This window comes from Mycolicibacterium sp. CBM1 (genome assembly GCF_054073305.1).
Map to the genome: position 1 here is coordinate 31,886 of NZ_JBSXPP010000004.1, position 21,332 is coordinate 53,217.

The following is a 21,332-nucleotide window of genomic DNA, read 5'->3' on the forward strand; positions in this document are numbered from 1 at the left end:
GTCAGCCGCCCATCTTGATCGAGGTGTCGAGGAACTCGTTGGTGACCAGGGTGTCCGGGGTGACGCCGGAGAGGTCCGTGGTGCTGTATTTGCCCACGATGTCGATCAGCGTCTGCACGCGGTTCTTGTCGAAGCTGCCCATCACACCGTCGGCACCGTTGGCGAAGATACCGTCGGCGACGGCGGTCTTGTGCGCGTACTCGGCGCCCGCGGCGCTGTACACCCAGCCGGTGTTGTACTCGCCGACTAGCTTGACGATCAAGGCGTTGGTGGCCGTCGGATTCTTGATGTAGTCGATCTGGGCCTGCTGCAGGATCGGCACCAGCTTCTTGAGGCAGTCGCCCTTGGCCTTGATGTCGTCGGTGCGCACGGTTAGCGCCTGGAAGTACTCCGGGTAGCCGGCATCGGCCACCAGTTCGCCCACCACTGGCTTGCCCCAGTCGGCGATCTCGTACTGATACATGAACGGTTCGGCGGTGATGAAGCCGGCCTCGGCAAGTTTGCCCTTGGCGGCCACGAACATTCCCGGTTTGTTCTGGTCGCTGCGGTCGATCTGTTTGGCGTCGAGTTGTCCCGAGCCAACGAGGTAGTCGACCCACATGTTCTCCTCCGGACCCACCGACACCGTCGCGCCGGTGGCCTTGAGGTCGCTGATCTTCTTGGCCGCCGGGTAGGTCTGCGGATCCCAGTAGATGGCGTACGGGCTCTTCTCCATGGTGGCCAGCACCGCGGTCACCGGGGTGTCCTTCTCGGCGATCATGTACTCGGTGGTGCGGCCATAGCCGAACAAGATGTCACGGTCCTGGTACAGCAAGGACTGCGCCGCCTGATAGCCGACCGACGGCCCGCCGATGCGGATCTCGACATTGACCCCGGTCGGCTTGCCCGCCGCCATCAGCGGGCCGGACACCGACTTGCGGTTCTTGTCGATCGTGTACTTGTCGCCCAGAAGCGCGTACACGCCGCCGTGTTCGGCCTCGGGTTCCCAGTCGGTCTGGATCACCACGGTCTGCGGGCAGACGCCGGATAGCGCACCCTCGGCGGCGGCCGGTGCCGCAGTGCCCTTGTCGGCGCCCTTGCCACCCCCGCAGGCAGCTAGGCCGACGGACGCGACGAGCAGGGCGCCGGTGATGGCGATGGACCGCCGGAGTCCGGATGTGCGCATTGATGTTCCCTTCCAGGAGTCGGCCGCAGCTCGGTGCAAACGCCGTGCACGGCAATGGGGATAGTGACGAGCGCGGGCGTCGTTGCATCGCGGTCGGACGGGTGTCGGGCCCCTAGGGCGCTCCCCAAGCAGGTGACCATCTACCGACGATTCGGCGACCGAGGCCGCCGAAGAACCAGAAGGCGACGACGCCGAGCAGGCAGGCCGTGAAGACGGTGGCCAGCATCGCTGCAGACTGCAGTCGGGAGCTGTACCGGGCCAGCAGCATCCCCAACCCGATCTCGCCCCGCCCGAAGAAGTAGTCGCCGACCGTCGCGCCGACCACCGCCAGTCCCGCCGCGCTCTGTAGGCCGACGAAGACCTCCGGCAACGCCGAGGGGATCTGCAGCTTCAGCAGGCGGGTCAATGGGCGGGCACCGGCCAGGGTGAACAGGTCGTGCAGGCCGCGGTCCGCGCCGAGCAGGCCCTGCAGCGGATTGATGATGAGGGGGAACAGCGCGATGATCACGACGACGAGGACGCGCGCGAACAACTCGAAGCCGAACCAGAAGCCGATCACCGGGACGATGGCCAGGATCGGGACCGTCTGCAGCAGGATGACCCACGGGTACAGCGAGCGTTCGACCCATTTGGCCTGTGCCATGGCGACCGCCAGCACGCCACCGATCACGATCGCGGCGAGCAGCCCGATGACCGCCACCCGCGCCGACACCCACAGGGCGCTGATGATGTCCGCACGGGTCCCGGCGTCCAGCAGGCCCTTGGCGACGACCTCGTGCGGCGGGGGCAGCAGGAACTTCTCGGTGCTGTCGAGGACGAAGTAGCTCACCGCGTACCAGGCGAGGACTACGAGGACCAGCAGGGCCAGCGGCGGCCCGACCAGCGTCACGATCCGGCGTGCGGTCACGACGCCTCCGCCAGCGCCTTGGCCACCCGTCCGGCGAGCTCGGCGAACTCGGGCTGGTAGCGCAGCTCCAGGCCGCGGGGCAACTCGAAGGGCACGGTGAACTCGTCGACGATGCGGCCGGGCCGGGCCGACATCACCACAACGCGGGTGGACAGGAAGACCGCCTCCTCGACGGAATGGGTGATGAATAGTCCGGCGAAGGAGTGCTCGAGGAACAGCCCCTGGAGCACCAGGTTGAGCCGGCCGCGGGTGATCTCGTCGAGGGCTCCGAACGGCTCGTCGAACAGGAACACCTCGGGCTTGAGCACCAGCGAGCGGGCCAGGCTGGCCCGCATCTTCATCCCGCCGGACAGCTGGCGCGGCAGGTGGTCGGCGAACTCGGTGAGGCCGACGGTGGCCAGCGCGGCGTCCACCTCGTCGGCGATCTGGGCGCGGCTGCGGCCCTGCAGTTCGGCGAGCAGGCCCACGTTGCGGCGCACCGTGCGCCACGGCATCAGCGTCGCATCCTGGAAGACGTAGCCGATGCTATCGGTGGCGAACTCGACAGAACCCGAGCTCGGCTCGTCGAGCTTGGACGCCAGGCGTAGCAATGTGGATTTGCCGCAACCCGACGGCCCGATGACCGAGACGAATTCGCCACGCTCGACCGCCAGATCACAGGGCGCCAGCGCCTCGACCGATCCGAACGTACGACTCACGCGGTAGAACTCCACCAGTGGGCGTGGTGCATTCGGCATGCAGCCGAGGCTAAGGGACCAATTACGCAGGCACGGGCTGGTTTACGACCAATTTACGGCGGTCCCGCAGATGTTCTCAGCTCTGTTACAAACAGGGGGACAGGGGGACACAGATGCGGCTGCGGCGGTGTCCGGTGTCACCTCGAACCGCGATTGTCGGCGGCGTCTCAGGCAGCGGCACCGGACTTTGCCTCCTGCTCGTAACGCGGCCTCGCGTCGCTGGCGGGGGCGTCCGGAATCTACCGCGGCCGCAGGATCCGGGCGTGTCCGAACCGTGTTACCACTGTGACGCGGTGTGACTTGTGTGGCTGGTGTTACGGCGCGCCTCCGCGGATTATCGCGCTCGCGCCGACAGAATCGGCCCATGAAGATGTCAGCGCTTCTCTCGCGTAATACCGGTGCACGGCCAGGCGTCGTGGGACCTGCCCGCGTCGACCGGGACATCGACCGTCTGCTGCGCCGGGTCGGCCCGGGTGACATCGTGGTCCTCGACATTCTCGACCTGGACCGGATGACCGCAGACGCGCTCGTCGACGCCGGAATCGCCGGCGTGGTCAACGCCTCGCCCTCGATCTCCGGCCGGTACCCGAACCTGGGCCCGGAGGTGTTGGTGGCCAACAACATCACCTTGATCGACAGCGCGGGTCCCGAAATCTTCAAGAAGATCAAGGACGGCGCGAAGATCCGCCTGCACAACGGCGGAGTGTATGCCGGTGATCGCCGCCTGGTCCACGGTGTGGAGCGCAGCGACGAAGAGATCGCCGACCTGATGCACGACGCCAAGACCGGTCTGGTGGCGCATTTGGAAGCGTTCGCGGGCAACACCATCGAGTTCATCCGCAGCGAGAGCCCGTTGCTGATCGACGGAATCGGCATCCCCGATATCGACGTCGACGTCTACCGCCGCCACGTGGTGGTGGTCTCCGACGGCCCCGGCGCCGAGGAAGACCTCAAGGCGCTCAAGCCGTTCATCAAGGAATATCAGCCGGTGCTGGTCGGTGTCGGCGGCGGCGCCGACATCCTGCAGAAGGGCGGCTACCGTCCGCAGCTGATCGTCGGTAATCCCGACCAGATGAGCGCCGAGGTGCTCAAGAGCGGCGCCCAGGTGGTCCTTCCGGCCGACGCCGACGGGCATGCCAGCGGCCTGGAACGCATTCAGGATCTCGGCATCGGCGCCATGACCTTCCCGGCAGCCGGTTCGGCCGCCGACCTCGCGTTACTGCTGGTCGACCACCACGGCGCCGCCCTGATCGTCACCGCGGGGCACTCGGCCAACATCGAGGACTTCTTCGACCGCTCCCGCCAGCAGAGCACCCCCTCGACCTTCCTGACCCGCCTCAAGGTCGGTGAGAAGCTGGTCGACGCCAAAGCCGTTGCCACGCTGTATCGCAACCACATCTCCGGCGGTGCCATCGCCATGCTGATTTTGGCGGTGCTGATCGCGATCATCGCCGCGCTGTGGGTCTCGCGGGCCGACACCTTCGTCATCGACTGGATCGTGACCTACTGGAACCGCGTGACGCTGTGGGTGCAGAGCTGGGTGACCTAGCGGGCGGTCACTCGCCGACTGAGGTTCGGCGCTCGCGGGACCCGAGTCAGAAAGGCTCATTGCTGTGATTTCGCTACGCCACCATGCCATTTCGTTGGCCGCGGTTTTCCTTGCCCTGGCGGTCGGGGTGTTCCTGGGCTCCGGCGTGCTGTCGGACACGCTGCTGTCCGGTCTGCGCACCGAGAAGCAGGATCTCAACAAGCAGATCACCGTGCTCACCGACCAGCGCAACGCGTTGAACGAAAAGCTTTCTGCTGCCAATGATTTCGACACCCAGATGTCCGGGCGGATGGTGCGTGACGCGCTGTCGGGCAAGTCGGTGGTGCTGTTTCGCACCCCCGACGCCGATGGCGACGACGTCGAGGCGATGAGCAGGATCATCGGGGCGGCCGGCGGCACTGTGACCGGGACGGTCGCGCTGACCCAGGAGTTCGTAGACGCCAACTCTGCGGAGAAGCTGCGCTCGGTGGTCAACTCCTCGATCGTGCCGGCCGGGGCGCAACTGAGCACCACGCTGGTCGACCAGGGCTCCCAAGCCGGAGATCTGCTCGGCATCGCCCTGCTGATCAACCGCAATCCACAGACCAGACCCGCCGACGACACCCAGCGCGACACCGTGCTAGCCGCGCTGCGCGACACCGGCTTTTTGACCTATTCCGGTGACCGCATCGGCGCGGCCGACACCGCCGTCGTCGTCACCGGGGGAGCGTTGGGCGACGACGCCGGCAACCAGGGCTCCACGGTTGCCCGCTTTGCCGCCGGGATGGCACCGCACGGGTCGGGAACGGTGCTGGCTGGACGGGACGGCTCGGCCACCGGAACCTCGGCGGTGGCGGTGGCCCGCGCTGATGCCGGCATGGCCGCCGACGTCACCACCGTCGACAACATCAACGCAGAATCGGGGCGCGTCACCGCTGTGCTGGCCCTGCAGAGTCTGATCAACGGCGGCGTCCCCGGGAAGTTCGGCATCGGCCCCGGGGCGGCGTCGGTCACCGTTCCCCAGTGACCGCGGCGGTAACCCAGGGGTAACGCAGGCCACTGGCGTGTTAGCACCGCCTTGTCGGCGTCGGTGTTAGGGTGAGATTCCGTGGGTCGGCAGGCCCCAGCTAGTTCACAGCGATCCCCTGCCCGTCGTCACGGAGGCCGCTCTTGCCACCACTGCGTAAGCATCCGCAGACCGCTACCAAGCATCTCTTCGTCAGCGGTGGAGTCGTGTCCTCGCTCGGCAAGGGTCTCACCGCAAGCAGTCTCGGTCAGTTGCTGACCGCGCGCGGCCTGCAGGTGACCATGCAGAAGCTCGACCCCTACCTCAACGTCGACCCGGGAACGATGAATCCGTTCCAGCACGGCGAGGTCTTCGTCACCGAGGATGGCGCCGAGACCGACCTCGACGTCGGCCACTACGAACGCTTCCTGGACCGCAACCTGTCCGGTTCGGCGAATGTGACCACCGGTCAGGTGTATTCGCAGGTGATCGCCAAGGAACGCCGCGGTGAGTACCTCGGCGACACCGTTCAGGTGATTCCGCACATCACCGACGAGATCAAGCGCCGCATCATGGCGATGGCCGAGCCCGACGCTCGCGGCAACCGGCCCGACGTGGTCATCACCGAGATCGGCGGCACCGTCGGTGACATCGAGTCGTTGCCCTTCCTGGAGGCTGCCCGGCAGGTCCGTCATGAAGTCGGTCGGGACAACTGCTTTTTCCTGCACGTGTCGCTTGTCCCGTATCTGGCGCCTTCGGGTGAGCTCAAGACCAAACCGACTCAGCACTCGGTGGCCGCGCTGCGCAGCATCGGCATCAGCCCGGACGCGCTGATCCTGCGCTGCGATCGCGACGTACCCGAGCCGTTGAAGAACAAGATCGCGCTGATGTGCGACGTCGACATCGACGGCGTGATCTCCACTCCCGACGCGCCGTCGATCTACGACATCCCCAAGGTTCTGCACCGCGAGGAACTCGACGCCTACGTGGTCCGCCGGCTGTCGCTGCCGTTCCGTGACGTCGACTGGACCCAGTGGAACGACCTGCTACGCCGCGTGCACGAGCCCAAGGAGACGGTGCGAATCGCCCTGGTGGGCAAGTACGTCGACCTCTCCGATGCCTACCTGTCGGTGGCCGAGGCGCTGCGGGCCGGCGGCTTCGCGCACCGGGCCAAGGTGGAGATGCGCTGGGTGGCCTCCGACGATTGCGAGACCGACAGCGGTGCGGCCGCCGTTCTCGACGACGTGCACGCGGTGCTGATCCCCGGCGGGTTCGGCATCCGCGGTATCGAAGGCAAGATCGGCGCCATCCGGTACGCCCGTCAGCGAGGGCTACCGGTGCTCGGGTTGTGCCTGGGCTTGCAGTGCATCGTGATCGAGGCTGCACGCTCGGTCGGATTGGACGATGCGAACTCGGCCGAATTCGACCCGGGCACAGCGGATCCGGTGATCTCGACGATGGCCGACCAGCGCGACGCGGTCGCCGGCGATGCCGATCTGGGCGGAACCATGCGCCTGGGCGCCTACCCGGCGACGTTGGAAGCGGGATCGATTGTGGCCGAGGCCTATCAGTCCACCCACGTCTCGGAGCGCCACCGGCACCGCTACGAGGTGAACAACGTCTACCGCGACAAGATCGCCGAGAGCGGGTTGCGCTTCTCGGGAACCTCGCCCGACGGTCATCTGGTCGAGTTCGTCGAGTACCCCCGCGAGGTGCATCCGTTCCTGGTGGGCACGCAGGCCCACCCCGAACTGAAGAGCCGGCCCACCCGTCCGCACCCGTTGTTCGTGGCGTTCGTGGGTGCGGCGATCGACTACAAGGCGGCCGAACGCCTGCCGGTGGAGATCCCCGAGCAGCACACTAACGGCACCGACGGCTCCGACGGCCAGGGACATTCGGACACCGCGGCCCCGCCGCTGGCCGAGCAGGTTCCAGAGCATTCAGCCCGTGGCTGACCACGACTTCGCGACTGTTTCCTCTGAAAGCGTCTACCGCGGCAACATTCTCGCGCTGCGGGTCGACCAAGTCCGGATGCCCGGCGGCAACACCGCGACCCGTGAGGTCATCGAGCACTACGGTGCGGTGGCCGTCGCCGCGGTCGACGACAGCGGCCGGGTGGCGCTGGTCTACCAATACCGTCATCCACTCGGCCATCGGCTCTGGGAGTTGCCCGCCGGCCTGCTCGACGAAGCGGGGGAGGATCCCGCTGTGGCCGCCGCCCGAGAACTACGCGAAGAGATCGGCTGGACCGCGCGGGACTGGTGTGTGTTGGTGGACCTCGCGTCGTCGCCGGGATTCAGCGACGAGGTGGTGCGGGTGTACCTGGCCCGTGGCCTCGAGCACGTCGGACGCCCCGCCGCCGAGGATGAAGAAGCCGACCTGACGGTGCACTGGGTCGACCTCGACGACGCCGTCGGGCAGGTGATGGCCGGCGAGATCGTGAATTCGACATCGGCTGCGGGCGTGCTTGCCGCGCACGCCGTCATCGTGAACGGCCGCGATACGCGCCCCGTCGACGCGCCCTGGCCCGACCGGCCGACGGCGCTGGCCGCGCACAAGGCGCCGTCGTGACGATCGTCCCCGATCGATCCGCTCCTGACGTCGAGTCGGCCCTCGGCGGGCAGGTGCAGGGCTACCTCGACCACCTCACCATCGAACGCGGGGTGGCCGCCAACACCATCAGCTCCTACCGGCGCGATCTGCGCCGCTACGTCGAGCACCTGGCCGCCCGCGGTATCGCCGACCTCTGCGACGTCAGCGAGAGCGACGTCAGCGACTTCCTGGTGGCCCTGCGCCGCGGCGACCCGGACACCGGCGCGGTGCCGTTGTCGGCGGTGTCGGCCGCCCGCAGCTTGATCGCGGTGCGCGGCTTCCACCGGTTCGCCGCGGCGGAGGGCATCATCGGAGCCGACGTCGCCCGCGCCGTGAAGCCGCCTACCCCGAGCCGGCGGCTGCCCAAGAGCCTGACCCTCGACGAGGTTCTGGCGCTGCTCGAGGGTGCCGGCGGCGACAGCCCCTCGGACGGTCCGCTGACCCTGCGCAACCGGGCGCTGCTGGAGCTGCTCTATTCGACCGGTGCCCGCATCTCGGAGGCGGTCGGCCTGGACGTCGACGACGTCGACACCGAGGCCCGCTCGGTGCTGCTGCGCGGCAAGGGCGGCAAGCAGCGGCTCGTACCCGTCGGACGCCCCGCCATCGCGGCGTTGGACGCCTACCTGGTCCGCGGCCGTCCCGAACTCGTCCAACGCGGCCGCGGCACGCCGAAGATCTTCCTCAACGCGCGTGGCGGGCAGCTCTCGCGGCAGAGCGCGTGGCAGGTACTGCAGGACGCCGCCGAACGCGCCGGGATCACCGCGGCGGTGTCGCCACACACGCTGCGGCACTCGTTCGCCACTCATCTGCTCGACGGCGGAGCCGACGTCCGGGTGGTCCAGGAGCTGCTCGGGCATGCGTCGGTGACCACGACGCAGATCTACACCCTGGTCACGGTGCATGCGCTGCGCGAGGTGTGGGCCGGCGCCCATCCGCGCGCATGATGTCGCGGGTCTGCCATTCGCCGGGCCGACACACCGTTAGACTTTCGCGGATGTTCGCCACGCCGCCGATTCGCCTGACCACGGGGGGCACGGCGTGACCGACGAGCCAGACGGCGACACGCCGATCGGTCTCACCGGCCGCCCGCCCCGGCCCATTCCCGAACCACAACCCCTGACCTCTCACGGTCCGGCCGTCGTCATCTCGATGTGCAACCAGAAGGGCGGCGTCGGCAAAACCACGTCCACGATCAACCTGGGCGCTGCGCTGGCCGAGTATGGCCGCCGGGTACTGCTGGTCGACCTGGACCCGCAGGGCGCGCTCTCGGCGGGCCTCGGCGTCCCGCATTACGAGCTGGCATCCACCGTCCACAACCTCATGGTCGAGCCGCGGGTGAGTATCGACGAGGTGCTGATCAACACCCGGGTCAAGAACCTGGATCTGGTGCCCAGCAACATCGACCTGTCGGCCGCCGAGATCCAATTGGTCAACGAGGTCGGTCGGGAACAGACCCTGGCCCGCGCCCTGCATCCGGTGCTCGACCGCTATGACTACGTCCTCATCGACTGCCAGCCCTCGCTGGGCCTGCTGACGGTGAACGCACTGGCCTGCTCCGACGGGGTGATCATCCCGACCGAATGCGAGTACTTCTCGCTGCGCGGTCTGGCGTTGCTCACCGACACCGTGGACAAGGTGCGCGATCGGCTCAACCCGCGGCTGACCATCAGCGGCATCCTGATCACCCGATTCGACACCCGCACCGTCAACGCCCGCGAGGTCATGGCCCGGGTGCTGGAGCGCTTCGGCGACCTGGTCTTCGATACCGTCGTCACCCGCACCGTGCGTTTCCCCGAGACCAGCGTCGCCGGCGAACCCATCACCACGTGGGCTCCGAAATCGCTTGGCGCGCAGGCATACCGATCGCTGGCCCGTGAGGTCATCGACCGCTTCGGCAAGTGACCGCCGAGCCGGTGCCCGAAAAGGGCTTCCGTGTCAGGCTGACCAACTTCGAGGGTCCCTTCGACCTGCTGCTGCAGCTGATCTTCGCCCACCGCCTCGACGTGACCGAGGTGGCGCTGCACACGGTGACCGACGAATTCATCGCCTACACCCGCCAGATCGGTCCCCAACTGGAGCTGGACGAGACCACCACGTTCTTGGTGATCGCCGCCACGCTGCTCGATCTCAAGGCTGCCCGGTTGCTGCCCTCGGGCGAGGTCCACGACGAGGAGGACCTGGCCCTGCTGGAGGTGCGCGACCTGTTGTTCGCGCGGCTGCTGCAGTACCGGGCGTTCAAGCACGTCGCGGAGATGTTCGCCGAGCTGGAGGCCGCCGCGTTGCGCAGCTACCCCCGGGCGGTCGCGTTGGAGGATCGGTTCGCCGACCTGCTGCCCGAGGTCATGCTCGGTGTCGACGCCGCCAGCCTCGCCCAGATCGCGGCCGCCGCGTTCACCCCGCGACCGGTGCCCACCGTCGGTACCGAACACCTGCACGCATCGCGGGTGTCGGTGCCCGAACAGGCGGAGCGGCTGCTGGCCTATCTCGAGCAGCGCGGGGTGGGGCACTGGGCATCGTTCAAAGAACTCGTCTCCGACTGCGACGAGCCGATCCAGATCGTCGGGCGCTTCCTGGCGCTGCTCGAACTGTATCGGGCCAGGGCGGTAGCATTCGAGCAGGCAGAACCACTTGGTGTGCTCCAGGTTTCATGGACCGGAGACCGGTTGGTGAACGAAGAGCTCGTCAGAGCCGAGTGGGAAGAAGAGCAGAACCAACCATGACCGACGAAGTACCCGACGTGGACCCCGGGCCGGACCTGGGTCTCGACGTCGCCTCCGCCGAGCCCGACGCCCAGTTGGAGGAAGCCCCGCTCGAGGACGCCGAACTCACCCGGATCCTGGAGGCGTTGTTGCTGGTCGTCGACAGCCCGGTCAACGCCCAGGCGCTGGCCTCGGCGACGGAGCAGCCGGTGGAGCGGATCACCGCCACCCTGGAGGCGATGGCCGCCGATCTGGCGCACCGCGACAGCGGCATCGACCTGCGCGAGGCAGGGGGCGGCTGGCGGATGTACACCCGGTCGCGGTTTGCGCCGTACGTGGAGCGGCTGCTGCTGGACGGGACGCGGTCCAAGCTGACCAGGGCGGCGCTGGAAACCTTGGCGGTGGTGGCCTACCGTCAGCCGGTGACCCGGGCGCGGGTCAGCGCCGTGCGCGGCGTCAATGTCGACGCGGTGATCCGCACCCTGGTGGCCCGCGGGCTGATCACCGAGGCGGGGACCGACGAGGATTCGGGTGCAACGACGTTCGCCACCACCGAGCTGTTCCTCGAGCGGCTCGGCTTGTCGTCGCTGACCGATCTGCCCGACATCGCGCCGTTGTTGCCTGACGTCGACGTGATCGACGACCTGAGCGAAAACTTGGACAGCGAGCCACGTTTCGCCAAACTCGCCGGCGGTCCCGCCGACGCGAAGCTCTCTTTCGATGTGGATACCGATGCCTGATAACGACGGAGTGCGGCTGCAGAAGGTCTTGTCGCAGGCCGGAGTCGCCTCCCGGCGAGTCGCCGAGCGAATGATCCTCGACGGCCGCGTGGAGATCGACGGCCATGTGGTCACCGAGTTGGGTACCCGGGTCGATCCCGAGAACGCCGACATCCGGGTGGACGGGTCGCGGATCATCGTCGACGACACCATGATGTATCTGGCGATCAACAAGCCGATCGGCATGCACTCGACGATGTCCGACGACAAGGGTCGGCCCTGCGTTGGCGATCTGGTGGAACACCGGGTCCGCGGCAACAAGCGGCTGTTCCACGTCGGGCGCCTCGACGCCGACACCGAGGGCCTGCTGCTGTTGACCAACGACGGCGAGCTGGCCCACCGGTTGATGCATCCGTCCTATGAAGTGCCCAAGACCTATCTGGCGACGGTAACCGGTTCGGTGCCAAGAGGTTTGGGTAAGACGCTGCGTGCCGGCATCGAGTTGGACGACGGCCCGGCCAAGGTCGACGACTTCGCGGTGGTCGACGCGGTTCCGGGCAAGACGCTGGTGCGGGTAACCCTGCACGAGGGCCGCAAGCGGATCGTGCGCAGGCTGCTGGCGGCGGCGGGTTTCCCGGTGGAAGCCCTGGTGCGCACCAACATCGGCGAGGTGACGCTGGGCGACCAGCGGCCGGGCAGCATCCGCGTGCTCAGCCGGAAGGAAGTCGGCGAACTGTACAAGGCGGTGGGTCTGTGATGAGCGGTGTGGTGGTCGCGGTCGACGGACCCGCGGGTACCGGAAAGTCCTCGGTGTCGCGAGGTTTGGCGCGCGCGTTGCGCGCCCGCTACCTCGACACGGGGGCGATGTACCGGATCGTCACGCTGTCGATGCTGCGCGACGGGGTGGACCTGGGCAATCCGAGCGCCATCGCTGCCGCCACCGACGTGCCCATGTCGGTGGGCTACGACCCCGACGCCGACGGCGCTTACCTTGGCGGTGAAGACGTTTCGGCAGAGATCCGCGGCGACGAGGTGACCCGCGCGGTCTCGGCGGTCTCGGCGGTCCCGCAGGTGCGAACCCGGCTGGTGACACTCCAGCGGGAGCTGGCCGCCGGCCCGGACAGCGTGGTCGTCGAAGGCCGCGACATCGGCACCGTCGTCCTGCCGGACGCCGATGTCAAGATCTTCCTGACCGCCTCCGCCGAGACCAGGGCCCGGCGACGCAACAACCAGAACATCGCCGCCGGGTTGGCCGACGATTACGAGACCGTGCTCGCCGACGTGCGACGGCGCGACCACCTGGACTCCACGCGCGCGGTGTCGCCGTTGCGGCCCGCCGACGATGCCCTCATCGTCGACACCAGCGAGATGTCCGAGGCCGAGGTGGTCGCCCATCTGCTGGACCTCGTCGAGCAGCGAAGCGGAGCGGTGCGATGAGCGAAGACGGCACCTGGTCGGACGAAGGCGACTGGGAACTCGGCGAGGAATTCCTCGACGGTGAGGACGCGGAGTCCTACGCCCCGCCGCCGGTGGTGGCGATCGTCGGGCGGCCCAACGTCGGCAAGTCGACCCTGGTCAACCGGATCCTGGGCCGGCGCGAGGCCGTCGTGCAGGATCTGCCCGGGGTGACCCGCGACCGGGTCTCCTACGACGCGTCGTGGACCGGGCGGCGCTTCGTCGTGCAGGACACCGGCGGTTGGGAACCCGACGCCAAGGGTCTGCAGCAGCTGGTCGCCGAGCAGGCATCGGTGGCGATGCAGACCGCCGACGCGATCGTGCTGGTGGTCGACGCCACCGTCGGCGCAACGTCCGGCGACGAAGCGGCGGTACGGATCCTGCGCCGCTCGGGCAAGCCGGTCTTCCTGGCCGCAAACAAGGTGGACAACGAGAAGGGTGAGGCCGACGCGGCCGCACTGTGGTCGCTGGGGCTCGGGGAGCCGCATCCCATCAGCGCCATGCACGGCCGTGGGGTTGCCGACCTGCTCGACGAGGTGGTCGCCGCGCTGCCCGCGGCCTCGGAGGTCGCTGCACGGCCCGGCGGTCCGCGCCGGGTGGCGCTGGTGGGCAAACCCAACGTCGGCAAGAGTTCGCTGCTGAACCGGCTGGCGGGTGCTGAGCGTTCTGTGGTCCACGACGTGGCGGGCACCACCGTCGACCCGGTGGACTCGATGATCGAATTGGGCGGCAAGACATGGCGATTCGTCGACACCGCCGGTCTGCGCCGCCGCGTTGCGCAGGCCAGTGGCCACGAGTTCTACGCCTCGGTGCGCACGCACAGCGCGATCGACGCCGCCGAGGTGGTGATCGTGCTGATCGACGCATCGCAGCCGCTGACCGAGCAGGACCAGCGAGTGCTGACGATGGTGATCGAGGCGGGCCGGGCGCTGGTGCTGGCGTTCAACAAGTGGGACCTGGTCGACGAGGATCGCCGCTACGTACTGGAGCGCGAGATCGACCGCGAGCTCGCGCAGCTGCAGTGGGCGCCGCGGGTGAACATCTCGGCGATGACCGGGCGCGCGGTGCAGAAGCTGGTCCCGGCGATGGAGACCGCGCTGGCGTCGTGGGACGCCCGGATTTCGACCGGGCAGCTCAACAACTGGCTCAAGGAAGTCGTCGCCGCCACGCCGCCGCCGGTGCGCGGCGGCAAGCAGCCGCGGATCCTGTTTGCCACCCAGGCGACCGCCCGTCCGCCGACGTTCGTGCTGTTCACCAGCGGTTTCCTGGAAGCCGGGTATCGGCGCTTCCTGGAGCGGCGCTTACGGGAGACGTTCGGGTTCGAGGGCACTCCGATCCGGATCAACGTGCGCGTGCGCGAGAAGCGCAAGCTCAAGCCGCGCTGAATCGGGCTGTTCGGAGCCGTTGGACGGCTGTCACACAGTAGATTGCCAGGCATGGAGTTTGCTGCGTCATCGCTGCCCGCTCGGCGAGTGGTCTACGGGGTTGCCGGTCTGCTGATCGCCCTCGCGCCCGCGGTCGCCGTTTTCGCTGACCTGTCCGGCGCCGCACCGCGGGTGCTGGCCTGCGAGGAGACCGACACCGAGGACAGCTTCTCGATGGACTGCGCACCGGCGGTGGTTCCGGACGTCAGTGACAATCTGACCGAGGCCGAGGTGGCCGAACCGGGGTGGAACGGGGGCAACCACAGCGGTGGGGGCGGTGGCGGCGGAGGCCACGGCGGTCGCTGACGCTCAGCTGCGCCAGGCCCGTCTGCCGTAGCTGTCGAGGTGAACGACATCCTCGACGGGTCTGCGGGTGGTGGGCCCGTAGCGTCCGCGCGGCCAGCCCAGTGGCACCACGCAGACCGGGGTGACCGACAACGGTAGGCCCAGGATCTTGCGGGCCGAGGTGACGCTCCACAGCGGCAGCGTGATCAGCGATGCGCCCAGACCCATCGCTCTGGCCGCAAGCAGCAGGTTCTGCACGCTGGGGTAGATCGAGCCGAAGAACGACGATTCGGCGACGAACGGCGACGGGAAGTAGGGCGGCCGCATGCCGCCGCGCAGGCACGGCACCACTAGCGCCGGGATCTCGCCGAAGTGGTCGACCTGCCACTGCACGGCGCGCAGGATCTTCTCCATCGACTCGTCGCCGGCGGCCATCCGCTTGCCGAGGCCGCCGTAAAGCGACCACGCCTGCCGGTAACGCTTGCCGAGCTGGTCTTTGACCCGCTGGTCCTTGACGACGATGAACTCCCAGTTCTGCCCGTTGGATCCGGTGGGTGCCCGCAACGCCAGTTCGATGCATCTAAGGATGACCGTGTCGTCGACCGGGTCGGGCTTTACCCGCCGGATGGCCCGCTGGGTCATCATCGCCTCGAGCAGCGGCATGCTCAGGCCGGCCAGCGCGTCGTCCGTGGTGGGTGGTTGTGTCATAGCTTCCGAGGCTAGGGCGCGGTGCACGGTGCCGTGGGGGTGTTGCGTAAGTAGTTGTAGGCGAGCAGTTTTCGGGTTGGTGCGCCCGCAGCGTCGAGGGGTTGAGCCGGCCAGATAGGGTTCCGTGGTGCCCGTTTCCCACATGATCGTCATCGTCTTGGCCGGGATGGGGGCGGGGGCGATCAACTCCCTGGTGGGCTCGGGCACGTTGATCACGTTCCCGACGCTGGTGGCGTTGGGGTATCCGCCGGTCACGTCGACGATGTCGAACGCGATCGGTCTGGTGGCCGGCGGGGTGTCCGGGACGTGGGGGTATCGCAAGGAGCTCGGCGGGCAGTGGGACCGGCTGCGCTGGCAGATCCCGGCGTCGCTGGTGGGAGCGGCGATCGGGGCGTTCCTGCTGCTGCACCTGCCGGAGAAGGTGTTCACCCGGGTGGTGCCGGTGCTGCTGGTCGGTGCGCTCGTGCTGGTGGTGATCGGACCGCGTATCCAGGCCTACGCCCGCCGGCGTGCCGAGTCCACCGGGCGCTCCATCGAGCACGTGTCACCCAGGCGGATGGCGCTGCTGGTCGCGGGAACGTTCGCGGTCGGGATCTACGGCGGGTACTTCACCGCGGCGCAGGGGATCCTGCTGATCGGGGTGATGGGCGCGCTGCTGCCCGAGGACATGCAGCGGATGAACGCGGCCAAGAACCTGCTGTCATTGCTGGTCAACATCGTCGCGGCGGTCGGCTACACGGTGGTGGCGTTCGACCGCGTCAGTTGGGCGGCGGCCGGCCTGATCGCGGCCGGTTCGCTGGTCGGCGGGTTCCTGGGGGCCCACTACGGGCGGCGCTTGTCGCCGAATGTGCTGCGCGCGGTGATCGTGGTGGTGGGCCTGATCGGGCTCTACCGGCTGTTGATGGTGTGACGGACGTGCCGATTCGGGTTCCCGGCGGGGGCTACGGTAGGCTTTCGATCTGCTGCCGGGGGATCCCGGACAGCGCCGCGGGCTGTGGCGCAGCTTGGTAGCGCACTTGACTGGGGGTCAAGTGGTCGCAGGTTCAAATCCTGTCAGCCCGACAATCGAAGGCCAGCTATGACACTATGTCTGGCTGGCCTTATTTTTGCTATGGCAAGAGCAAACGCGGCCGTCCCAGAGTCATCCCAGCGAGCGCGCGCGACACGGCGCCGCCCAACAGTTAGCCGGAGGGCTGGTTCGATCCGGTTATGTGCGAGGATCGGCGCGACATAGCCAGTTCGGAATCGGGGGCCAATGAGCGATCCCATGCAGATAACACGGCTGATTGAGCGCGTACTGCGCGGGGAGATCCGTGTGCCAGGTTTTCAGCGCGATTTTGTATGGGAGCCTGACAGGGCTGCACTGCTCATGGACAGCATCTACAAAGAATATCCCTTTGGGTCGATCTTGCTTTGGCGGACTCGCAACCAGCTAAAGACGGAGAAAAAGTTAGGAACGTTCGAGCTACCTGAACCGGAGGCCGATTATCCAATTGACTACGTGCTCGATGGCCAGCAGCGGATCACTTCAATTTTCTCGACGTTCCAGACAGCTTTGCCATCGTCCGACGAAAATCCAGAGGTCTGGCTCCCTATTTACTATGACTTCGGAGCAAAGGCTGACGCCCAAGACTCCCAGTTTCAGGCTTTACCAAAAGACCAAGTAGATGCGACACGGCATTTTCCTCTGTCGGTGTTTTTTGATCCGGTAGAATTTGCCGCCAAGCAACGCGAGTACAAACTTACTGACGACCAGCTGCGCGAAATCGTGACGGTTCAGTCGAAGTTTTCCGGGGTGCTTATACCCGTTGAAACATTCTCGGGCGAAGACCGGGCAAGTGTCGCCATTGTCTTCGAGCGGGTCAATAGGCAGGGCGTACAGCTCGACACCTTCCAACTCTTAACTGCGTGGACTTGGAGCGAAGAATTCGATCTTCAGGAGAAGTTTAAGAATTTGGCTGAACGATTTGAGTCGTTCGGATTCGAAGACGTTGGAACTGACAACGATTTGATGTTGAAGTGTGCCGCAACCGTCCTGCGAGGCGACCCGTCACCCACTGCGCTCATCGACATCAACGGTGCTGAGGTTAGGGACAAGTTCGATGTAATAGTCAAAGCACTTGATCGGACCGTCGATTTTCTCCGAGACGAACTTCAAGTACGGCACTTGAAATTTCTGCCCTACGCGGGTCTACTCATCCCGCTTTGCGCTTATTTCTCACGGAAGCAGTCGACTGGGTATAGCGAAACTGACAGCATGGTCCTGAAACGCTGGTTCTGGAGAACTGTCTTTACGCACCGCTACAGCGGCAATCCTTCTCGGAACATCAAACGTGATGTGCTGGCGGCAATTGAATTACGCGAGGAAAACCAAGTAACTCTAGATAAAATCGATGGCGAGATCGGGACATCGTTCTATCTCGACAACGCATTCAACAACCGGACGGTTGCAACACGCGCGTTCATTCTCCAAATTGCGGCGCATGGCCCGCGGTCGTTCATTAGTGGCAAAAATATTACCCTGGACGACGTGCTTTCGGAGCCAAACCGCCGAGAGTACCACCATTGTTTTCCAAGGGCGTTTATAGGAAAAGCCAAGTCGCCGTTTGATGCCGATGTGAGCTGCCTTGCTAACTTCGCATTCTTGAACCGATCAGAGAATCGTGAAATTTCTGACAAGGCGCCGTCGCTGTATCGAGAAATGATGGCGAACAATGTGGACGAAATCCTGGCTTCTCAGGTCATTCATCCGAGTCTCTTTGACGATGAGTTTAACGAGTTTGTTAGAGCGCGCGCGACCATGCTGATGTCCGACGCGGCTAACCTAATGGATCTTAGTAATTAGGCGATCTCTAGTTGCCGAAACTCATCGACGCACTCGGCGCGCAGCTTTGACCTGTCTCCGGTAGCCGCTGGTGAGCGCTTTCGCTTCGGCGCGAGCAGACCGGGGAATCGAACGACGGCGTGTTCATCACCGAAGTCGGGAACGCTGAATGCGCGAAGACTGCGAAGCTTGGCGTGATCGGCTTTCGCTCGCGCTACGTGAGCGCGCTCGATGCGTCGGCGCGCTGGCGCGGTGCGAGTCCGGCTCGACGGTCGGGACCGGATAGTGCCCTTTGGGGTGGTGGACTTCGGATCGGCGTGGTCTCACGCGTTTGTGATCAACGAGTCGTGGTGAATGCTAGGCGATTTGGCGTTGTTCGGCGAGGGGTTCGGCGGCAGCGTGTTTGGTGGCGATAACTTTGCGCGGTTCAGCCATGGATACCTCGGACAGGTAGCGGCGGGTGACCTGCCATTCGTCGTGGGCTTCAATGACCACGGCTGTGGCCAGCCGCAGGAACGCGGCCGGGTTGGGGAAGATCTCCACGACATCGGCGCGGCGTTTGATCGCCTTGTTCAGGCGCTCGATCAGGTTGTTCGACCAGATCTTCTGCCAATCGGTTCGCGGGAACGCGGTGAGCGCCAGCACGTCGGTTTTGGCCTCGTCCATCATGGCGGCCACTTTCGGGAAACTGGCTAAGAGCGTGTCAGCGACCTGATCCCACTGTGCGGCGACATCGGCGGGGTCGGTATGGGCGAAGATCGTCTTGACCGCGGCAGTGGCCGCCGGTGCGTGCTTGGCTGCGACCACACCGTGCAGGTTGCGCATGAAATGGACCCGACAGCGCTGCCAGGACGAACCGGCGAACTGCTGGGCGACGGCGGCTTTCAAGCCGGCATGGAGTCTCGTAAGTCATAGCCCAGCACAAGGCTGGTCGCAGGAACATTCGCCGAGTTCGGAACGCCGTACTCGGTCAGAGGTTCGAACCTGGGTGACGAAACCCATGTGGCACATCGATTCGCTGAAAACGTCTGTTGCACAGCGTGTTTGACGGATCGGGAGACCTATGGCCAAAGAGGGTCAGTTCCTCTTGTTCGATTGACCCCGCAACGTCGCGATGCCGTACTTGGCCGAAGTCAGTGCTGTTCACTCCACGGGTTCAGGCACGTGAGGCCCAGTGGTTCGAAGTGCCGGGTGTTGCGGGTGACGACGATCTTGCCGGCCGCCTGGGCGACGGCCGCGATCATCGCGTCGTCGTAGGGTGCGTGCTCCGGCACTCGGTAGGCGGCGAGGATGCGGGCCGCGGGCAGGTCGAATGCGAGTGTGCGGCCGGTAAATATCCGCAGCACCTTGTCCTCGAACCAGCGGCGCAGATGTTCACCCTGGGGTGGATCGCTACGTTCCTTGGCGATCACGCCACGCTCGATTTCGGCCACTGTTGTCGCCGTCACGAACTGTTCGGATGCGGGGACTGAATCTGCCCATCTGGCGACGGCTGGGTGGCGTCCCGGCACGCGCAAGGCGGACACTGCGTTGGTGTCCAGCACGTAGGTCACAGGTCTGCGGTTCGGGCGCGCAGGCCGAGGCGTTGTGGCTCGAAGTCGATGTCGTGACCGGAATCGGCGGCGAGCAGTACTGACATCGGGACGTCTTCGCCCGATAGTCCCGCCGTCAGGATCGCGCGGGCTTCGGCTTCGAGGGAGTGGTGATGGCGTGCGGCTCGGGCGCGCAATGCCGCCTTGGTTCCCTCGGGAAGATTGCGGATCAAGATCTGCTCCATAGATACCTCCGATATCACGCAAATGATATCAGTCAAACTCCGATCGGGATGCTGACCGAAGCAGCCTTACAACCTCATCTGGTGCCGACGATTCTGCGCGGGCAACAAGCCCTTACGCGCCAGCGTGTCGAGCAGTTCCGCCGCAGCCCGCAACGTTGCGCCGTGACCCGCCGAGCTGAGCTCTCCGTTCTCCGCTCGGGTGGTCAGAACCTCAAGGATTGTGCGGCAGGCCCGGGGCGACGCCGCCACAATTCGTGCCGCTTCCGCCGGGGTTGGCGGAGGTGGCGGCTTCGTTTCGTACCGCACACGTTCGACGATCCGCTCGACGGGTTTCTCCACCGTTTCGATCCGAACGGCGATTGCGCCGTTGGCAGCTGCGCGGCGCTCCTCGTAGGCGGCTCGTCGGCAGCGCTGAGAGCACCATCGCGCGGGTCTGCCGGCCTTCTGTGAGCCGGACGGCGGCCGCAGGTCGGTGCCGCAGCGGGGACACTTTCGCGAAGTCACGCGGCCAGTCTACTTTCGTACGGACGAAATGACGTTATCGTTTCGTGACCTGTATGCACTAGGTGTGATGGTCCAAGGAGCCAGAAGTAAAGAGGGGTGGGGGTAAGGCAGCAAGTGTCGTGTGTGGGTGAAGGCTGCAGTGTCCGGATGGAGGTTGCATTGGAGATTGCAGTGTCCGACTAAAGGTTGCAGTGGGGTGCGAGTCGCTACGGGGCCGCGGTGGCTTAGTCGGGAAGCATGTTTGTCGTCACGGCGGTGCCGGCTGCGGCGGCCTGGATGGTGACCGAGACGCGGAGTGTTGAGGTCGACTGGGTGACCGCCGACGGCGAGCGACAGCGACTTGCCTTTGACGCGGCCGGGGGCGTGGGGTTCGAAGGTGGGCTGCCGGTGCGGCGGTTCACGCCCTGAAAGGGGCAGCGGCACTTGGGTGGCCGATGGTGGTGCGCGACCACCGGCGGCCACGTCGGGTTCGAGTCGTGGCTGGAGCGCGACCACGTGATGCTGCTGGATTTCGACCCGCAGGTGGTCGGCGTTGCGGCGCAACCGTTCTGGCTGTCCTGGCCGAATGAGGCAGGGGTGCCGACCTCGCACGCGCCGGACTTCTTCGCTCGCCGGGCGGACGGCAGTGCGCTGGTGATCGACTGTCGGCCGCTCGAGCGACGCCGTGCGCAAGACATGGCCAAGTTCGCCGCGACGGGCCAGGTGTGCGACCGGCTGGGTTGGGAGTATCGGCTGGTGGCTGGATTGGACCCGGTGCTGCTGGGCAATTTGCGTTGGCTGTCCGGCTATCGCCACCCACGCCACGACGTCCCGGCGGTCGCCGCGTCGCTGCTACAGGCGTTCGCTACTGGGGATCTCCTGAATCGGCCGCCGGCATCGGCGGCCGAACTCGAACAGCGGTGGACCGAGCACGGTCTGCCGCTGCCCCGTTCGGCCGGTAAGGACGAGTTGGTCGCGGTCCGCGGCTTCCTGCGGGCCTGGCGGGCGCTGGTCGACGCCGGC

21 protein-coding genes, 1 tRNA gene and 2 pseudogenes are annotated in these 21,332 nt (G+C 66.2%); 17 read left to right on the forward strand and 7 right to left on the reverse strand.

The features are described from left to right. Window position 1: 1 nt before the first annotated feature. The 3 genes from ACXDF8_RS06350 to ACXDF8_RS06360 all read right to left on the reverse strand — a co-directional run bounded on the left by ACXDF8_RS06350 (window position 2) and on the right by ACXDF8_RS06360 (window position 2,809). On the reverse strand, window positions 2-1,165 hold the full coding sequence (locus tag ACXDF8_RS06350) for an ABC transporter substrate-binding protein (protein WP_457222410.1): 1,164 nt from the start codon (window positions 1,163-1,165) through the stop codon (window positions 2-4). Between the two features lie 112 nt (window positions 1,166-1,277). After that, the gene (locus tag ACXDF8_RS06355; protein ID WP_457222411.1) at window positions 1,278-2,072 is read right to left on the reverse strand and encodes an ABC transporter permease; all 795 of its coding nucleotides are present in this window, start codon (window positions 2,070-2,072) and stop codon (window positions 1,278-1,280) included. Then, a complete protein-coding gene (locus ACXDF8_RS06360; RefSeq protein ID WP_457222412.1) occupies window positions 2,069-2,809 on the reverse strand; it encodes an ABC transporter ATP-binding protein in 741 nt (246 codons plus the stop codon). Before ACXDF8_RS06360 ends, ACXDF8_RS06355 begins: the two co-directional genes overlap by 4 nt. A 364-nt stretch (window positions 2,810-3,173) precedes the next feature. Here ACXDF8_RS06360 and steA point away from each other — a divergent pair, with 364 nt between their 5' ends. The 12 genes from steA to ACXDF8_RS06420 all read left to right on the forward strand — a co-directional run bounded on the left by steA (window position 3,174) and on the right by ACXDF8_RS06420 (window position 14,538). Then, on the forward strand, window positions 3,174-4,358 hold the full coding sequence (steA, locus tag ACXDF8_RS06365; protein ID WP_457222413.1) for a putative cytokinetic ring protein SteA: 1,185 nt from the start codon (window positions 3,174-3,176) through the stop codon (window positions 4,356-4,358). Between the two features lie 64 nt (window positions 4,359-4,422). Then, a complete protein-coding gene (locus ACXDF8_RS06370; protein ID WP_457222414.1) occupies window positions 4,423-5,364 on the forward strand; it encodes a copper transporter in 942 nt (313 codons plus the stop codon). A 152-nt stretch (window positions 5,365-5,516) separates the two neighbouring features. After that, window positions 5,517-7,298, forward strand: coding sequence for a CTP synthase (locus tag ACXDF8_RS06375; RefSeq protein ID WP_457222700.1), 1,782 nt, complete (start codon window positions 5,517-5,519; stop codon window positions 7,296-7,298). Next, window positions 7,291-7,914, forward strand: a complete 624-nt coding sequence (locus tag ACXDF8_RS06380) for an NUDIX domain-containing protein (RefSeq protein ID WP_457222415.1) — start codon at window positions 7,291-7,293, stop codon at window positions 7,912-7,914. Before ACXDF8_RS06375 ends, ACXDF8_RS06380 begins: the two co-directional genes overlap by 8 nt. Then, window positions 7,911-8,879, forward strand: a complete 969-nt coding sequence (gene xerD, locus ACXDF8_RS06385) for a site-specific tyrosine recombinase XerD (protein ID WP_457222416.1) — start codon at window positions 7,911-7,913, stop codon at window positions 8,877-8,879. The genes ACXDF8_RS06380 and xerD overlap by 4 nt, the downstream gene beginning before the upstream one ends. Before the next feature lie 94 nt (window positions 8,880-8,973). Next, window positions 8,974-9,837: a ParA family protein gene (locus ACXDF8_RS06390; RefSeq protein WP_457222417.1), complete on the forward strand. Its 864-nt coding sequence runs from the start codon at window positions 8,974-8,976 to the stop codon at window positions 9,835-9,837. Further along, the gene (locus ACXDF8_RS06395) at window positions 9,834-10,655 is read left to right on the forward strand and encodes a segregation/condensation protein A (protein ID WP_457222418.1); all 822 of its coding nucleotides are present in this window, start codon (window positions 9,834-9,836) and stop codon (window positions 10,653-10,655) included. The genes ACXDF8_RS06390 and ACXDF8_RS06395 overlap by 4 nt, the downstream gene beginning before the upstream one ends. After that, entirely contained in the window at window positions 10,652-11,374 is a 723-nt protein-coding gene (scpB, locus tag ACXDF8_RS06400; protein ID WP_457222419.1) for an SMC-Scp complex subunit ScpB, read from the forward strand. Before ACXDF8_RS06395 ends, scpB begins: the two co-directional genes overlap by 4 nt. Then, complete coding sequence (locus tag ACXDF8_RS06405) at window positions 11,367-12,110, forward strand: pseudouridine synthase (RefSeq protein WP_457222420.1); 744 nt, start codon at window positions 11,367-11,369, stop codon at window positions 12,108-12,110. The genes scpB and ACXDF8_RS06405 overlap by 8 nt, the downstream gene beginning before the upstream one ends. After that, complete coding sequence (cmk, locus tag ACXDF8_RS06410; protein ID WP_457222421.1) at window positions 12,110-12,790, forward strand: (d)CMP kinase; 681 nt, start codon at window positions 12,110-12,112, stop codon at window positions 12,788-12,790. Before ACXDF8_RS06405 ends, cmk begins: the two co-directional genes overlap by 1 nt. Next, window positions 12,787-14,193, forward strand: a complete 1,407-nt coding sequence (der, locus tag ACXDF8_RS06415) for a ribosome biogenesis GTPase Der (RefSeq protein WP_457222422.1) — start codon at window positions 12,787-12,789, stop codon at window positions 14,191-14,193. Before cmk ends, der begins: the two co-directional genes overlap by 4 nt. Window positions 14,194-14,244: 51 nt before the next feature. Next, window positions 14,245-14,538, forward strand: a complete 294-nt coding sequence (locus tag ACXDF8_RS06420; RefSeq protein ID WP_457222423.1) for a hypothetical protein — start codon at window positions 14,245-14,247, stop codon at window positions 14,536-14,538. Between the two features lie 3 nt (window positions 14,539-14,541). Here the strand turns inward: ACXDF8_RS06420 and ACXDF8_RS06425 are convergent, their stop codons facing one another. Further along, window positions 14,542-15,225, reverse strand: coding sequence for a nitroreductase family protein (locus ACXDF8_RS06425; RefSeq protein ID WP_457222424.1), 684 nt, complete (start codon window positions 15,223-15,225; stop codon window positions 14,542-14,544). A 142-nt stretch (window positions 15,226-15,367) separates the two neighbouring features. Here ACXDF8_RS06425 and ACXDF8_RS06430 point away from each other — a divergent pair, with 142 nt between their 5' ends. From ACXDF8_RS06430 to ACXDF8_RS06440, 3 genes are all read left to right on the forward strand, one after another. Next, complete coding sequence (locus tag ACXDF8_RS06430; protein ID WP_457222701.1) at window positions 15,368-16,135, forward strand: sulfite exporter TauE/SafE family protein; 768 nt, start codon at window positions 15,368-15,370, stop codon at window positions 16,133-16,135. Between the two features lie 78 nt (window positions 16,136-16,213). Next, window positions 16,214-16,287, forward strand: a tRNA-Pro gene (locus ACXDF8_RS06435). Window positions 16,288-16,480: 193 nt separating this feature from the next. After that, a complete protein-coding gene (locus ACXDF8_RS06440) occupies window positions 16,481-18,070 on the forward strand; it encodes a GmrSD restriction endonuclease domain-containing protein (RefSeq protein ID WP_457222425.1) in 1,590 nt (529 codons plus the stop codon). 336 nt (window positions 18,071-18,406) lie between these two features. Here the strand turns inward: ACXDF8_RS06440 and ACXDF8_RS06445 are convergent. From ACXDF8_RS06445 to ACXDF8_RS06455, 3 genes and pseudogenes are all read right to left on the reverse strand, one after another. Further along, window positions 18,407-18,946: pseudogene (locus ACXDF8_RS06445) on the reverse strand (transposase); the annotation flags it as partial. Window positions 18,947-19,182: 236 nt separating this feature from the next. Continuing rightward, window positions 19,183-19,602: a PIN domain-containing protein gene (locus ACXDF8_RS06450; RefSeq protein ID WP_457222426.1), complete on the reverse strand. Its 420-nt coding sequence runs from the start codon at window positions 19,600-19,602 to the stop codon at window positions 19,183-19,185. Beyond that, window positions 19,599-19,814 carry a FitA-like ribbon-helix-helix domain-containing protein gene (locus ACXDF8_RS06455; RefSeq protein WP_457222702.1) on the reverse strand — a complete coding sequence of 72 codons (216 nt, stop codon included), beginning with the start codon at window positions 19,812-19,814 and terminating at the stop codon, window positions 19,599-19,601. The genes ACXDF8_RS06450 and ACXDF8_RS06455 overlap by 4 nt, the downstream gene beginning before the upstream one ends. A gap of 753 nt (window positions 19,815-20,567) precedes the next feature. Between ACXDF8_RS06455 and ACXDF8_RS06460 the strand changes: the two genes are divergently transcribed. Next, window positions 20,568-20,738: a hypothetical protein gene (locus tag ACXDF8_RS06460; RefSeq protein ID WP_457222427.1), complete on the forward strand. Its 171-nt coding sequence runs from the start codon at window positions 20,568-20,570 to the stop codon at window positions 20,736-20,738. Window positions 20,739-20,750: 12 nt separating this feature from the next. Beyond that, window positions 20,751-21,179: pseudogene (locus ACXDF8_RS06465) on the forward strand (TnsA-like heteromeric transposase endonuclease subunit); the annotation flags it as partial. Window positions 21,180-21,332: the final 153 nt, after the last annotated feature.